We start from the raw sequence: 13,173 nt of genomic DNA, 5'->3' as shown, positions 1-13,173 counted from the left end.
GGCGCCAGCGGCCCGCGGTGTTGGGCCGCCGCGACCTGTAAGGATTGAGGCAAGGTTTCGGGTGCACACTTGGTTTATCCCCTTAGTGAGTTGTGTCCACCATGTCAGTTCAAGACCAATACAAGCAAAAACTGCGCAGTGCAGCGGACGCGCTGGCGCTGCTGCGCAATGACGACTTCATCATCGTGCCGACTGGCGTCGGCGAGCCGCCGGCGCTGTTGAACGCGCTGTCTGAGCAGCGCCGCAGCTTCCGTGGCATCAAAATTGGCCAGATCCTGCCGGTGCGCAAGTTCGCTTATTTCGACCCCGAGACGGTGGACCATGTGCGCCATGTGGCCTTCTTTTACGGCGGCGCCTCACGCCAGGGCGGCAAAGAAGGTTGGATCGATTTCATCCCCAGCTATTTCTCTGAAATGCCGGCCCTGATCGAGCGGGGCCTGATCCCCGCCGATGTGGTGTTCGCGATGGCCTCGCCGATGGACAGCCACGGCTATTTCTCGCTCAGCCTGGGGGCTGACTACACCATGGCCGCAGTGGCCAAGGCGCGCGCGGTGGTGCTGGAAGTGAACCCCAATGTGCCTTTTGCCTTCGGCAACTGCCATGTGCATATCTCGCAGGTCAGCGCCCTGGTGGAAAGCTCAGATCCGCTGCAAGAAGTGGGGCTGCCCAAGATCGGCCCGGTGCAGCAGGCCATCGGCAAATATGTGGCCGACATGATCGACGACGGTTCGACCCTGCAGATTGGCTACGGCGGTATTCCGGATGCGGTGGTGATGCAGTTGACGGCCAAGCGTGACCTGGGCATTCACACCGAGATGATCGGCGACGGCATCTTGACGCTGATTGAGAGTGGCGCCGTGACGAACCGGCGCAAGAACTATCTGCCCGGCAAGATGGTGGCCACGTTTGCGCTGGGCTCGCAAAAGCTCTACCGCTTTCTGGACCGCAATCCGGGCCTGGAAATGCACCCGGTGGACTTCACCAACGACCCCTATCTGGCCGGCAAGAACGACAAGCTGGTCGCCATCAACGCCACGCTGCAGATTGACCTGCTGGGCCAATGCGGCTCGGAAAGCCTGGGGCCGACGCCTTACTCCGGCACCGGCGGGCAGAGCGACTTTGTGCGGGCGGCCAATCGCTCGCTGGGTGGCAAGGCCTTCATCGTCGTGCCTTCCACGGCCAAAGACGACAGCATCAGCCGCATCGTGCCCACGCTGACGCCGGGCACGCATGTCAGTACCAGCAAGAACGACATCAACTACGTCGTCAGCGAGTACGGCGTGGCGCAGCTGCGCGGCAAGTCGGCCAAGCAGCGGGCGCAGGAGATGATCGCCATCGCGCACCCCAGCTTCCGCGCGGAGCTGACCGAACAGGCCAAGAAGCTGAAGCTGCTTTGATCGCCTGACCGATCCAGACCGGGCCTGGAAGGGCCTCGGTCGCGCGGGAAAGTCAGCAAGCCCAAACTATGGAAATCCTTGGCCTTTGTTGCTGCTGCGGGTAATGGCTGGCAGTCCGGCCCGACTGCCACTCTTTTCAAAAAATCAAGCCAATGTTGCCAAAGTTACCTTTTCTGCTGTCATTGGCGGCTTTTTTGAGTTTGAGGCCATCTCTGCTTCGGTAGTTCTCTTACTTCCTGCGCCAGATTGCCGTCACTGATCACGATTGGCCCCTATCGCTAACGCAAATGGCGTCAACTGCAATCTAGGGGCTTCTTGTGTAACTTCTCGTATTTCTGGTCAGGATTTCACACTTTGCTCGATAGACTGGCGCCCGTGCCATTCGCCCCCGGGTTCCAGTGATTGACAAGTGAGTACCTGATGATCCATTTCCAAGAAGTATCTGAGTCGCGATATCAGGCGCCCGGTTTGACCATTCAGACCGCCGACCATGCCTTTTGGGCCCATGCGCGCGGCCTGGTGGCGCGCCGTTATGCGGACCGCGGCTATCTGTGCAAGGACTTGAGCACCGCGCCGGATGGGGCGGAGATCATTTGCTCGGCGTTCTCTGGCGCGGCCACCGTCGGCACCATCGCAGTTCGCTTTGATACCGAGCATGGCCTGCGTGCCGAGGACTTGTTCGGGGCGGAGTTGCAGGCCCTGCGAGCCCAAGGTTTGCGGCTTTGCGAATTCGGCCGCTTAGCGCTGGATCAGGATGTGGCGGAAAGCAAAGAGCTGCTGGCCCATCTGTTTCACCTCGCTTTCATGCATGCCTACCGCCTTGCGGCTTGCAACACGCTGGTAATTGAGGTGAACCCACGGCATGTGCCATTTTATCGCCGCATGCTGGGCTTCAAGGTGCAAGGCGAGGCGCGCCACAACACGCGGGTCAATGCCCCGGCGGTGTTGATGGTCTTGGATCTCGTGTGGGCGGGTGAGCAGGTGAGTAGCTTCGGCGGCCGCCCGGCCAGTGCCAGCGTGACGCGCACCCTATACCCCTTCTTCTACGGTGTGGAAGAGGAATCGGCGATTCTGGCCAAGTTGCGCCAGTAAGCCAGACCAACTGATTGAGTTGGCCAGGCGCTCGAGCTTTTAGTCCGCCAGCCAGCCGAGTTGCCGCGACAGTTCTTGCCCGGCCCGCTTGAGGGCGCAAGCCAGCGGGCCACGGGCATCCAGGTCGAAATGGCCGCTGGGGCCGATGGCGGTCAGGCTCAGCACCATGCGCCCCTGATCGTCAAACACAGGCGCCGCCAGGGCGCTGACGCCCGGCACAACCCCGTCCAGTGAGCGCGCCAGGCCTTCGGCCCGCGCTTGTTTGAGTTGTTCGTCGAAGTCCTTGTTCTTGCCAAGCTTGTGGCCCTCGGCGCCGTCTTCGGCCGCCAGGGCGGCTTGCACCACGGCAGGTGCCAGGTGGGCGGCAAACAAGCGGCCCGAGGCGGTGCCGCGCAAGCTCATCACCGTGCCATGGCGCATGCTGATGTGGACGGGGCTGGGTGCCTCAGCCACCCGCACGATGGTGGGGCCGCGATTGCCCCAGACCGCAATCGCCACCGTCACCTGCAACTGCGCCGCCAACTCCTCAATGCGCGGCGTCGCCAGGCGCACCGGCTCATATTGCTGCAGGCTGATCAAACCCAGTTGCAAGGCCAGGGGCCCCAGGCCATAGCGCCCGCTGCTGGCTTCTTGCTCGACCAGGCCGAGCTTGATGAAGCTGACCAAGTAAGGGTGCGCTTTGGCGGGCGCCATCTGGCCTTCGCGCGCCAAATCCTTCAAGGCCATGGGCCGGCCATGGTGAGCCAAGGCAATCAGCAGCTGCCCGCCCACTTCGATGCTTTGAATGCCGCGCGGGCTGGCTTTTTCTTCGTTGGGCAGGGTGGGCGTGTTCATGTCCTTCATTACACCCGATCTCGCTGAACTCGCTGGGCGATAAATTCGCTATAGACAAACGAATTTAACTTTGTTTAAATTCGAGGCCTTGGGTTTCGGGTCTGCCGAAGCCTATTCACGCTCAACAAGCCGACGCCCATGACCCAGCCGACCAAGACCTTTGCCTCCCAAGCCGACCTCGAAGTCAAGCAAGTCAGCTTCGACAAGCTGTCCGAGCACGCTTACGCCTACACCGCCGAGGGCGACCCGAATACCGGCATCGTCATCGGTGACGACGCGGTGATGGTGATCGACACTCAGGCCACGCCGGCGATGGCGCAGGACGTGATCCGCCGCATCCGCGAGGTGACCGATAAGCCGATCAAGTACGTGCTGCTGAGCCACTACCACGCGGTGCGCGTGCTGGGCGCCTCGGCCTATCAAGCCGAAGGCTGCGAGCAGATCATTGCCAGCCAAGACACGTATGACTTGATCGTCGAGCGCGGCGAGCAAGACAAGGCCAGCGAGATCGGCCGCTTCCCGCGCCTCTTCGCCAATGTGGAAACCGTGCCGGCCGGCCTGACCTGGCCAACGCTGACCTTCACCGGCAAGATGACTTTGTGGCTGGGCAAGCTGGAGGTGCAGATCCTGCAACTCGGCCGCGGCCATACCAAGGGCGACACGGTGGTGTGGCTGCCGCAGGACCGGGTGCTGTTCTCGGGCGATCTGGTGGAGTTTGATGCCACGCCCTATGCCGGTGATGCCTACTTCAGCGACTGGCCGCAAACCCTCGATAACTTGGCCGCCCTCAAGCCCGCCAAGCTGGTGCCTGGCCGTGGCCCGGCGCTGCAAACCGAGGCCCAGGTGGCCGCCGGCCTGGCTGGCACGCGCGCCTTTGTCAGCGAGTTGTATGCCAGCGTGAAAGCCGGCGCGGCGGCCGGGCAAGAGCTCAAGGCCGTGTACCGCGAAACCTACGAGCGCCTGGCGCAGAAGTATGGCCAGTGGGTGATCTTTGCCCACTGCATGCCCTTTGATGTGACCCGCGCTTTTGACGAAGCCAGCGGCCATGTGGACCCGCGCATCTGGACGGCTGAGCGCGACCTGGCCATGTGGCAGGCCCTGGAAAGCTGAGCGTCTGATCGCTTCTCGGCTCCACCGCCAAGCACCGCGCTGCTGAGCCCACCCCACCGAACTTAGAGAGTTGCAAGACCATGAAGATCCAACGCATTCACCACGTCGCCTACCGCTGCATTGATGCCAAGACCACCGTCGATTGGTATGAAAAGCATCTGGGCATGAACTTTGTGCTGGCCATTGCCGAAGACAAAGTGCCGTCCACCAAGGCGCCCGATCCCTATATGCACATCTTCATGGATGCAGGCGGCGGCAATGTGTTGGCCTTTTTCGAGCTGCCCAATTCGCCCGCCATGGGCCGCGACAGCAACACGCCGGATTGGGTGCAGCACATCGCCCTCAAGGTCGACAGCGTGGCCGAGTTGGAAGCGGCCAAGACGCGCCTGCAAGCGGCCGGCATCGATGTGATCGGCATCACCGACCACACGATTTTCAAGAGCATCTACTTCTTTGATCCCAACGGCCACCGCCTGGAATTGGCGGCCGATGTGGGCACGCCCGAGATGTACGCCAAGCTCGACGCCTGCAAGCGCGAGATGCTGGACGAATGGACCCGCACCAAGCAAGCACCCAAGCACGCCGCCTGGATGCACGACGGCTCCCACGCCGCCTGAAACAGTCCTGAGCTGGAGCCCGGCGTGCAGCAGACCTATCAATACCCCGAATTTCCTTATGTGCAGAGCGCGGAGCAAGCGGCGGGTGAGTATCTGCAGCACCCGCTGGTGATCATTGGCGCCGGCCCCGTGGGCCTGAGCCTGGCCCTGGACTGCGCCATGCGCGGCATCCGCACCCTGGTGCTGGATGACAACAACAGCGTCAGCATCGGCTCGCGCGCCGTTTGCTACGCCAAGCGTACGCTGGAAGTGTGGGAGCGCCTGGGCGTGGCCACGCCCTTGCTGGCGCAGGGCGTGAGCTGGCAGCACGGCAAGGTCTTCCACCGCGATGAGCTGGCTTATCAGTTCGACTTGCTGCCCGTGGCCGCGCAGCAAATGCCGGCCATGATCAATCTGCAGCAGTACTACCTGGAAGAAGAACTGGTGGCGGCCTGCGTCAAGCACCCGCTGGTGGATCTGCGCTGGAAGCACAAGCTGCTGAGCCTGGCGCAAGAAGCCGAGGCCGTGCGCCTGCAAGTGGAAACGCCCGATGGCCAATTTGAGCTAGGAGCGCAATGGCTGGTGGCCTGCGACGGCGCCAGCAGCGACACCCGCCGCATGGTCGGGGCGGACTTCAGCGGCCAGTTCTTCCAAGACCGTTTCCTCATCGCTGATGTGGTGATCAAGCCAGATGCCGCCAAGGCCGAAGCGCCTACCGACGCAGAACACAGCAACGGCCATGGCGCGGGCCTGACGCGGCCCGGCGCCGCACCCGAACGCTGGTTCTGGTTCGATCCGCCATTCCACCCCGGTCAATCTGTGTTGCTGCACAAGCAAAGCAATGACGTCTGGCGCATCGACTTTCAGCTCGGCTGGGAGGCCGATCCGCTTGAGGAGAAGAAGCCCGAGAACGTCATTCCCCGCATCCGCGCCATGTTGGGCGAGGGCGTGCCTTTTGAGCTGGAATGGGTCTCGGTTTATCAATTCGCCTGCCGGCGCATCGACCAGTTCCGCCATGGCCGCGTGCTGTTCGCCGGTGACGCGGCGCATCAGGTGTCGCCCTTTGGCGCGCGCGGTGCCAACACCGGCGTGCAAGATGCCGACAACCTGGCCTGGAAGCTGAACGCGGTCTTGAACCAAGGCGCGCCCGAACGCCTGCTGGACACGTATCACGAGGAACGCGCCTACGCCAGCGATGACAACTTGGCGCAAAGCACCCGCTCCACCGACTTCATCACGCCCAAGAGCCGCGCCTCGCTGCGCCTGCGCAATGCGGTGCTGGAATTGGCGCGCAGCGAAGCCTTTGCCCGCCCGCTGGTCAATAGCGGCCGCCTGTCAACGCCGACACCCTACTTAAGCTCCTCGCTCAACACCCCGGACGAGCAAGCCTTTGCCGCCTCTAGCGTGTGCCCTGGCAGCCCTTGCCTGGATGCACCGGTGCAAGTGGCGGGCCAGTCTGAATGGCTCTTGCGTCAATTGGGCCGCGGCTTTGCTCTGCTGAGCTGGGGCCCTGCGGCTGCGGTCACTTGGGCCGGCGTGACAGCTCAACCCCTGATCGTGGGCCGCGATATTGCCGACCCGGACGGCTTGCTGGCTCAGCGCTTAGACGCCCAGCCCGGCACCGTCTACCTCATCCGCCCCGACCAATATGTGGCCGCACGCTGGCGCGAGTTTTCGCCCGCCAAAGTCATCACCGCATTGCGCCGCAGCCTGGGAGCTACTCAAGCATGAGCCATCTGAACCGCAGCCCGAATATCCCCGACCCCGATGGGTTTTACGAGGCCTTGATCCAAGCCCAGCGCGACCTCAACGACGCGCAGGCCGATGCCTTTTTGGCCAAGCTGGTGCTGATCCTGGCCAACCATGTCGGCGACCGCGCCGTGCTGGCCGAGGCGCTGGAGTTGGCCCGCAGCAATACCCTGGCAAATCCACCGCAATGAGCATCGCAATCAGCAATTAGCCGCCAAATTCAATCCACAAGACTGAAGCAAGAAAAGTAGTCCACCACGATGAGCCTGATCGACCATACCCACCGCCCAGACGCCCAAAGCTGGGTCGCAAGCGCCAACAGCGCCGACACCGAATTCCCAATTCAGAACCTGCCCTACGGCCTGTTCCGCCGCGCCGGCAGCAATGAAAGCGCGCGCGTCGGCATCGCCATCGGCACGCAGATTCTTGACCTCCACCGGGCCAGCGCACTGGGCAAATGGTCCAGCGCCGTGCAAGTGCTTTTGCAGCCCTTGTCCCAAGGCGATTTGAACGCCTTCATGGCCCAGCCCGCCGCGCTGCGCCGCCAACTGCGCCATGCCTTGTTTGACGCTTTGCTGGCCGGCAGCCCACAGGAAGCGGCCCTGCGCCCGGCCTTGGTCGCGCAAGCCGAAGCGCAGATGGCTGTGCCTTGCCGCATCGGCGACTACACCGACTTCTACACCGGCATCCACCATGCCACCACGGTGGGCAAATTGTTCCGCCCGGACAACCCGCTGCTGCCTAACTACAAATGGGTGCCGATTGGTTACCACGGCCGCAGCTCGTCCATCGGCGTGAGCGGCGGCACGGTGCGCCGGCCCCTGGGCCAGCTCAAGGCGCCGGACGCGGACGTGCCGACCTTCAGCGCTTGCAAGCGTCTGGACTATGAGCTGGAGCTGGGTGTGTTCGTGGCCGCCGGCAATGCGCTGGGCGAGCCCATTGCCATGCAAGACGCCGATGAGCATCTCTTCGGCGTGACCCTGCTCAACGACTGGTCGGCGCGCGATGTGCAGGGTTGGGAATATCAGCCCCTGGGTCCCTTCCTGGCCAAGAATTTCGCCACCACGCTGTCGCCTTGGATCGTCAGCATGGATGCGCTGGAACCCTTCCGCACCGCCTTCGCCCACCCGCCCGAAGACCCGCAACCTCTGCCTTACATCGACTCGCCCAAGAACCGTGCTGAGGGCGGCTACGACATTGAGTTGGAAGTCTGGCTGCAGACCGCGCAAATGCGCGCGCAAGGCCAGCCGGCCACGCGCCTGATGCGTTCCAACTTCAAGCATGCCTACTGGACGCTGGCGCAAATGCTCACCCACCACGCCAGCAATGGCTGCAATTTGCAGCCGGGTGATTTGATGGGCACAGGCACCCAATCCGGCCCGCAAGCGGGGGAGGGCGGTTCGATGTTGGAGTTGTCGCTGGGCGGCAAGCAAGACCTGACCCTGCCCAATGGCGAGACCCGCAAGTTCCTGGCGGACGGCGACACCGTCATCCTGCGTGGCTATGCCCAGCGCGAGGGTGCCCGCCGCATCGGCTTTGGTGATTGCAGCGCCACCATCACCGCAGCACCTGCGCTGGCTTGATTTTTTGATTGATTGATACACCGGGCTTTGGCGCCGTCGGGAGACGTTCGCGCCAAAGCCCGCTTTCTTGGGTGGGACCCTTTCCCGCCCACGCCAAAAGTCATGGTTTGTCGAAGGGCTCAGAGCGTCCCAGTTGATGCGGCCAGCCCCTTTGTAAGCACCATGCAATGAAGTCCATCAAAGCGCAACGTGGTGATTCAAGCCGGCCCCCAGCCGCTAAATTAGTGGCACCGAAAAGCAGCCGCTTAGCGGAGCGACCAGCCAGGCTCGATCAGCCCACTGCCCATTCAGCCCCATGCACCGCATGGCCTGAATCGCATGCTGAGCGCCCGGGAGTCATCAATAGATCCTCGCCAAAAAAATCATCACCAAGGAGCAACCCGTGTCCGACGCTGTATTCAAGAAGAAACTCTTGCCTCAACTCATCACCCTGACGCTGGCTGCGCTGGCGGTGCATGCGGCACAGGCGGCGGATGAGGTGGCTCCGGCCGCTAGCGCCGCGGCCAGCGAGAAGCTGGACTTGGTGGAAGTGGTGGGCGTGCGCGCCACCCTGAAGAAGAATCTGCTGGAAAAGCGCGAGTCCAACAATATCGTTGACTCCATCCGCGCCGAAGACGTGGGTAAGTTCCCTGACAAGAACGTGGCTGACTCCTTGCAGCGCATGCCCGGCGTGTCGGTGGATCGTGGCTGGGGCGAGGGCAAGGCCATCTTCGTGCGTGGCACGGACAAAAACCTGAACATGACGCAGCTCAACGGTCAGGCCGTGGCCTCCGCCGAATGGTGGTTGAACGAAGCGCAGACGCGCAGCTTCAACTACGACGTGCTGCCGTCTGAAATCGTGGGTAGCCTCGATATCTACAAAAGCCCCTCGGCCGATCTGGACGAAGGCAGCGTGGGCGGCCTGGTGGTGGTGAAGACGCGCAAACCGCTGGAGTTCAAGGAGCGCCTGACCCTGCAGGGCTCGGCCGAGGCCACCTATAGCAAGCTGCCCGGCAAGACCGACCCGCAGTTCAGCGGCCTGCTGAACTGGCAAAACGAGAACAAGACCCTGGGCGTCTTGGTCTCCATCAGCGCACAGAAGCGCACCATGCGCCGCGACGGCCTGGAGAACTTTCCCGACGGCAAGTACAACATCGTGCCGGTCGACAAGAGCAATACCCCCACGGGCGCGGCGGCCACCAATGCCTATGCGTCTTGGGGCGGTGGCTCGGCCATCTTCCGCCAGGATCGTGAGCGCACGACGGGCAATCTGGCGATTCAATTCCGCCCCACGAGTGAAACCGACTTCGTGCTGAATTACATGAATTCAGACATGAAGATGAATAACAACAACCAAAACTACCTCTGGCAAGCCAGCGGCCAAGCCGATGCCAAGGGCAATATCAAGGTTCAGAACCCGAGCTTCATCACCACCTCGGATGGCAGCAAGGCCTTGGTTGGCGGCAGCATCGGTGATACCAATGTGTCCTTCGAGCCGATTTATCGCGAGTCCTTTGTGAAGTCCAAAGTGCTGGACTTGGATGGCAGCTATCAAGGCAGAAATTGGAAGCTGCATGGCCAGGTCGGCAGCACCGAGGCTGAAGGCGGCAGCAAGCATGACCGCCACTTCTGGATGGAAGGCAATGCCACCACGCAGATCGATTTGGGGCCGGACAAGTACGGCGTCAAATACCTCAATATCGACCCGCTCACCTACACGGGCTTGACCCTGAAGCCGGGCGGCGGCACCAGCGACCGGGTGCGCATCATGAAGAGCAAAGAGAACTACGGGCAGGCCGACTTCTCGCTCTACTTTGACGACTCCTTCATCAATGCCTTGAAGGTGGGCTTGAAGCTGCGCGACAGCACGCAAGAGAATCAGCGCAGCCAAGGCCTTGCCGATGGCACCGCCGCCAGCTGGCAGTCCTTCACCCTGGCGGACTTGTCCACCGGCGCCTCGCCCCTGCTGAGCCAGAAGGCCGCCACCTCCGGCGCGCTGACCCAGTACCGTTGGTTTGACGATGGCCTGGTGGCCAGCAAAGCCATTCCCATGTTCGACAAGAACATGGTCTATACCCAGCTGAAGAACGAGGAATACAAGATCCACGAACGCATCAGCGCCGGCTATGTGAAGGCGGAGTACTCCAGCAATAAATGGCGTGGTGACTTCGGCGTGCGCCTGGTCAAGACCGAGCAGACTTCGGACGGCAATGCCATCGTGACGGGCGGTTATGCGCCCATCAGCGTCAAGAACAGCTACACCGACGCGCTGCCCAACCTGAACGTGATCTACGACCTGCAAAAAGACGTGATCCTGCGCGGCGCGGTGTCTCGCGTGATGTCGCGCCACCCCTTCAATTTGCTCAGCCCCAGCATGACGCGTGATGGCACGGTGCTGACGGCCGCCACGGCCGGCAACCCCTTGCTCAAGCCTGTGCACTCCAATCAAGGTGAGTTGGGCGCCGAGTGGTATTACGCCGAAGGCGCGGTGCTGGCCGGTACGGCCTTCGTCAAGAAACTCGACACCTTTGTCTACACCGTCGCGGCGCAAGAGCAGGTGCTGGGCCAGACGCTCAACGTCACCCGCCCCTACAACGCCGATAACGGCGCTGACATCAAGGGCTTTGAGTTGCAATGGCAGCAGCCCTTCGGCAATAGCGGCTTCGGCACGGTGATGAACTACACCTACACCGATGCCAAGGCCGGCGCGGTGGCCGGCCAGCCCAAGCTCAATGTGCTGGGTAACTCGCGTGACCAGTTCAACTTGAGCGGCTACTACGAAGCGCATGGCTTCAGCGTACGGGCCTCCTACAACTACCGCTCCAAGTCCTACGGCGATATGCACTTCGGCGGCCAAGACGTGAACAGCGCTTACGGCCAGTGGGATGCCACCGCCAGCTGGGACATCACGCCCAAGCTGAGCTTGTATGGCTCGGCGGTGAACATCACCAACGAGGTGGTGCGCACCAACACGACGGATGGCATGCCCATCGGCGTGTATGAGAACGGCTCGCGCTACTCGATCGGCTTGCGCGCCAAGTTCTGATCGGGCGATATCGCGCCAGCGCCTGATCGCTAGGCGTGGCTTGCCGCAGGCTCGGGGGGCAGCTTTTCCATCCAAGGATGAGCTATCCCTGAGCCTCGGCGGCCGCGTCTGCGAGGCGCTTGTGAAGAGACATCGCATCCTGTTCGGGCCGGCTTGATTGCTTGGGGTGAGTTGCAGCCATCGCCAACAGCGCTGTGGCTTGCGCGGTCTCCCTGGGTTGCAGCCACAGGCTTCATGGCTTGCGGCTCCCCCCTTGTTTTTCTTCGCTCCGCTTTGCTTCACCCATTGCCCGCTGAGAGTTAACGCCAAAAATGGATTCCGCCATGCAAACAAGCCCTGATGTTCAGGCGTCTTCTCGATCGGCGCGGAACGTTGTTCTGCCCATGTTGTTCATTGGCCTGCTGTTCTTCATCTTGGGTTTTGCGACCTGGTTGAATGGCTCGCTGATTCCCTTCCTCAAGATCGTTTGCGACCTGAATAACTTCCAGGCGCTGTGGGTCACGTTTGCCTTCTACATCGCCTACACCGTGATGGCCTTGCCGGCAGCCGCTGTGCTCGGCCGCATCGGCTACAAGAACGGCATGACGGCGGGTTTGGGCATCATGGCTATTGGCGCCTTGCTCTTCATCCCGGCTGCGCGCTCCAGCTATTACGGCATCTTTTTGCTGGCCTTGTTCACCCTGGCCACCGGCATGACGCTGATGCAAACCGCCATCAACCCCTATATCGTCTGCATCGGCTCGCGCGAGAGTGCGGCCATGCGCATTAGCATCATGGGCTTGTTCAACAAGGGCGCGGGCATCGTCGTGCCCTTGGTGTTCTCGGCGCTGATTCTGTCGGGCGTGGATCAGTTTTCCGACAGCGCCCTGGCTGCCTTGGATGCCGCCGGGCGCGAGGCCGCGCGTGCCGAGTTATCGGCCCGCCTGGTCTACCCCTATGCCGTGATGGCCGCGGGCTTGCTGGTGTTCATGATCATCATTCACTTCTCCTCGCTGCCCGAGATCGAGTTAGATGATGAGCCGGCGAAAGGCGGGGATGAGCTGACCCGCTTTGGCGTGTTCCAGTTCCCGCAGGTGGTGCTGGGGGCGCTGGCCTTGTTCGCCTATGTGGGCGTGGAGGTCATTGCCGGGGACACCATCGGCCTCTACGGCCACAACCTGGGCGTGGCCAATTTCGCGGTGCTGACCTCCTACACCATGGGCTTCATGGTGCTGGGCTACTGCTTGGGCGTGGCCTTGATTCCTAAGTTGATGGCGCAAAAGACGGCGCTGCTCTTGTCTGCCACCAGCGGCATCCTCTTCACGTTCGGGGTGGCCACCAGCTCCGCCACCGACACGGGCATTAGCCAGCTGCTCTTGGGTTGGGCGGGCGTGCCCGCCGTGCCCAATACGGTGATGTTCCTGGCCTTGCTGGGCCTGGCCAATGCTCTGGTTTGGCCTTCGATCTGGCCGCTGGCGCTGGAGGGTTTGGGCAAGTACACGGCGGCCGGTTCGGCCCTGCTGATCATGGGCATTGCCGGCGGTGCTTTGCTGCCCATGCTGTATGGCCGCATCTCCGACGCCAGCAATGCGCAGGCGGGTTACTGGCTGCTTCTGCCTTGCTATGCGCTGATTCTTTTCTACGCGCTGGTGGGTCACAAGCTGCGGCGCTGGAAGTAAGGCCTTGGGCGGCCGGCCGCTATTGAGCGACATCGACATCGACATGGGCTGACGCCGCGCCATCAGCGGGGTTTGTTCAAGTGGGACAGACCACGGGTGCAGCAAGAAGACCCGCGTGGCACAAGCCAG

10 protein-coding genes are annotated in these 13,173 nt (G+C 62.2%); 9 read left to right on the top strand and 1 reads right to left on the bottom strand.

What is annotated here, in order from left to right; translation table 11 throughout:
• The first annotated feature begins 101 nt into the window (after positions 1-101).
• Together AABB87_RS19475 and AABB87_RS19470 are read left to right on the top strand one after the other, a co-directional pair.
• On the top strand, positions 102-1,397 hold the full coding sequence (locus tag AABB87_RS19475; RefSeq protein WP_341972951.1) for an acetyl-CoA hydrolase/transferase family protein: 1,296 nt from the start codon (positions 102-104) through the stop codon (positions 1,395-1,397).
• A 468-nt stretch (positions 1,398-1,865) separates the two neighbouring features.
• Positions 1,866-2,489, top strand: coding sequence for an N-acyl amino acid synthase FeeM domain-containing protein (locus AABB87_RS19470; protein ID WP_341972950.1), 624 nt, complete (start codon positions 1,866-1,868; stop codon positions 2,487-2,489).
• Between the two features lie 39 nt (positions 2,490-2,528).
• Here AABB87_RS19470 and AABB87_RS19465 read toward each other — a convergent pair whose 3' ends face one another.
• Positions 2,529-3,323, bottom strand: coding sequence for an IclR family transcriptional regulator (locus tag AABB87_RS19465; RefSeq protein ID WP_341972948.1), 795 nt, complete (start codon positions 3,321-3,323; stop codon positions 2,529-2,531).
• A 138-nt stretch (positions 3,324-3,461) separates the two neighbouring features.
• On the opposite strand from AABB87_RS19465, the gene AABB87_RS19460 reads away from it, so the two are divergent.
• The 7 genes from AABB87_RS19460 to AABB87_RS19430 all read left to right on the top strand — a co-directional run bounded on the left by AABB87_RS19460 (position 3,462) and on the right by AABB87_RS19430 (position 13,044).
• A complete protein-coding gene (locus AABB87_RS19460; protein WP_058720486.1) occupies positions 3,462-4,433 on the top strand; it encodes an MBL fold metallo-hydrolase in 972 nt (323 codons plus the stop codon).
• 80 nt (positions 4,434-4,513) lie between these two features.
• On the top strand, positions 4,514-5,050 hold the full coding sequence (locus AABB87_RS19455; protein WP_341972946.1) for a VOC family protein: 537 nt from the start codon (positions 4,514-4,516) through the stop codon (positions 5,048-5,050).
• A gap of 24 nt (positions 5,051-5,074) precedes the next feature.
• On the top strand, positions 5,075-6,760 hold the full coding sequence (locus AABB87_RS19450) for an FAD-dependent oxidoreductase (RefSeq protein WP_341972944.1): 1,686 nt from the start codon (positions 5,075-5,077) through the stop codon (positions 6,758-6,760).
• Positions 6,757-6,969 (top strand): DUF2783 domain-containing protein, encoded by a 213-nt coding sequence (locus AABB87_RS19445; protein ID WP_341972942.1) that lies wholly within the window; start codon positions 6,757-6,759, stop codon positions 6,967-6,969. The genes AABB87_RS19450 and AABB87_RS19445 overlap by 4 nt, the downstream gene beginning before the upstream one ends.
• A gap of 69 nt (positions 6,970-7,038) precedes the next feature.
• Positions 7,039-8,361 (top strand): fumarylacetoacetase, encoded by a 1,323-nt coding sequence (fahA, locus tag AABB87_RS19440; protein ID WP_341972940.1) that lies wholly within the window; start codon positions 7,039-7,041, stop codon positions 8,359-8,361.
• 382 nt (positions 8,362-8,743) lie between these two features.
• Positions 8,744-11,386, top strand: coding sequence for a TonB-dependent receptor (locus AABB87_RS19435; protein WP_341972939.1), 2,643 nt, complete (start codon positions 8,744-8,746; stop codon positions 11,384-11,386).
• A gap of 383 nt (positions 11,387-11,769) precedes the next feature.
• Positions 11,770-13,044 carry a sugar MFS transporter gene (locus AABB87_RS19430; RefSeq protein WP_341972938.1) on the top strand — a complete coding sequence of 425 codons (1,275 nt, stop codon included), beginning with the start codon at positions 11,770-11,772 and terminating at the stop codon, positions 13,042-13,044.
• Positions 13,045-13,173 lie beyond the last annotated feature (129 nt).

The organism is Roseateles sp. PN1, from assembly GCF_038419725.1.
Classification (GTDB): domain Bacteria; phylum Pseudomonadota; class Gammaproteobacteria; order Burkholderiales; family Burkholderiaceae_C; genus Paucibacter_A.
Note: the sequence above shows the minus strand (reverse complement) of the source record. Positions and strands in the feature narration are given on the sequence as shown.

Bases quoted from the DNA above. Each gene is read 5' to 3' on its own strand.
- AABB87_RS19455 (WP_341972946.1), top strand. From the start codon at position 4,514: ATGAAGATCCAACGCATTCACCACGTCGCCTACCGCTGCATTGATGCC.
- AABB87_RS19430 (WP_341972938.1), top strand. From the start codon at position 11,770: ATGTTGTTCATTGGCCTGCTGTTCTTCATCTTGGGTTTTGCGACCTGG.
- fahA (WP_341972940.1), top strand. From the start codon at position 7,039: ATGAGCCTGATCGACCATACCCACCGCCCAGACGCCCAAAGCTGGGTC.
- AABB87_RS19465 (WP_341972948.1), bottom strand. From the start codon at position 3,323: ATGAACACGCCCACCCTGCCCAACGAAGAAAAAGCCAGCCCGCGCGGC.
- AABB87_RS19445 (WP_341972942.1), top strand. From the start codon at position 6,757: ATGAGCCATCTGAACCGCAGCCCGAATATCCCCGACCCCGATGGGTTT.
- AABB87_RS19460 (WP_058720486.1), top strand. From the start codon at position 3,462: ATGACCCAGCCGACCAAGACCTTTGCCTCCCAAGCCGACCTCGAAGTC.
- AABB87_RS19475 (WP_341972951.1), top strand. From the start codon at position 102: ATGTCAGTTCAAGACCAATACAAGCAAAAACTGCGCAGTGCAGCGGAC.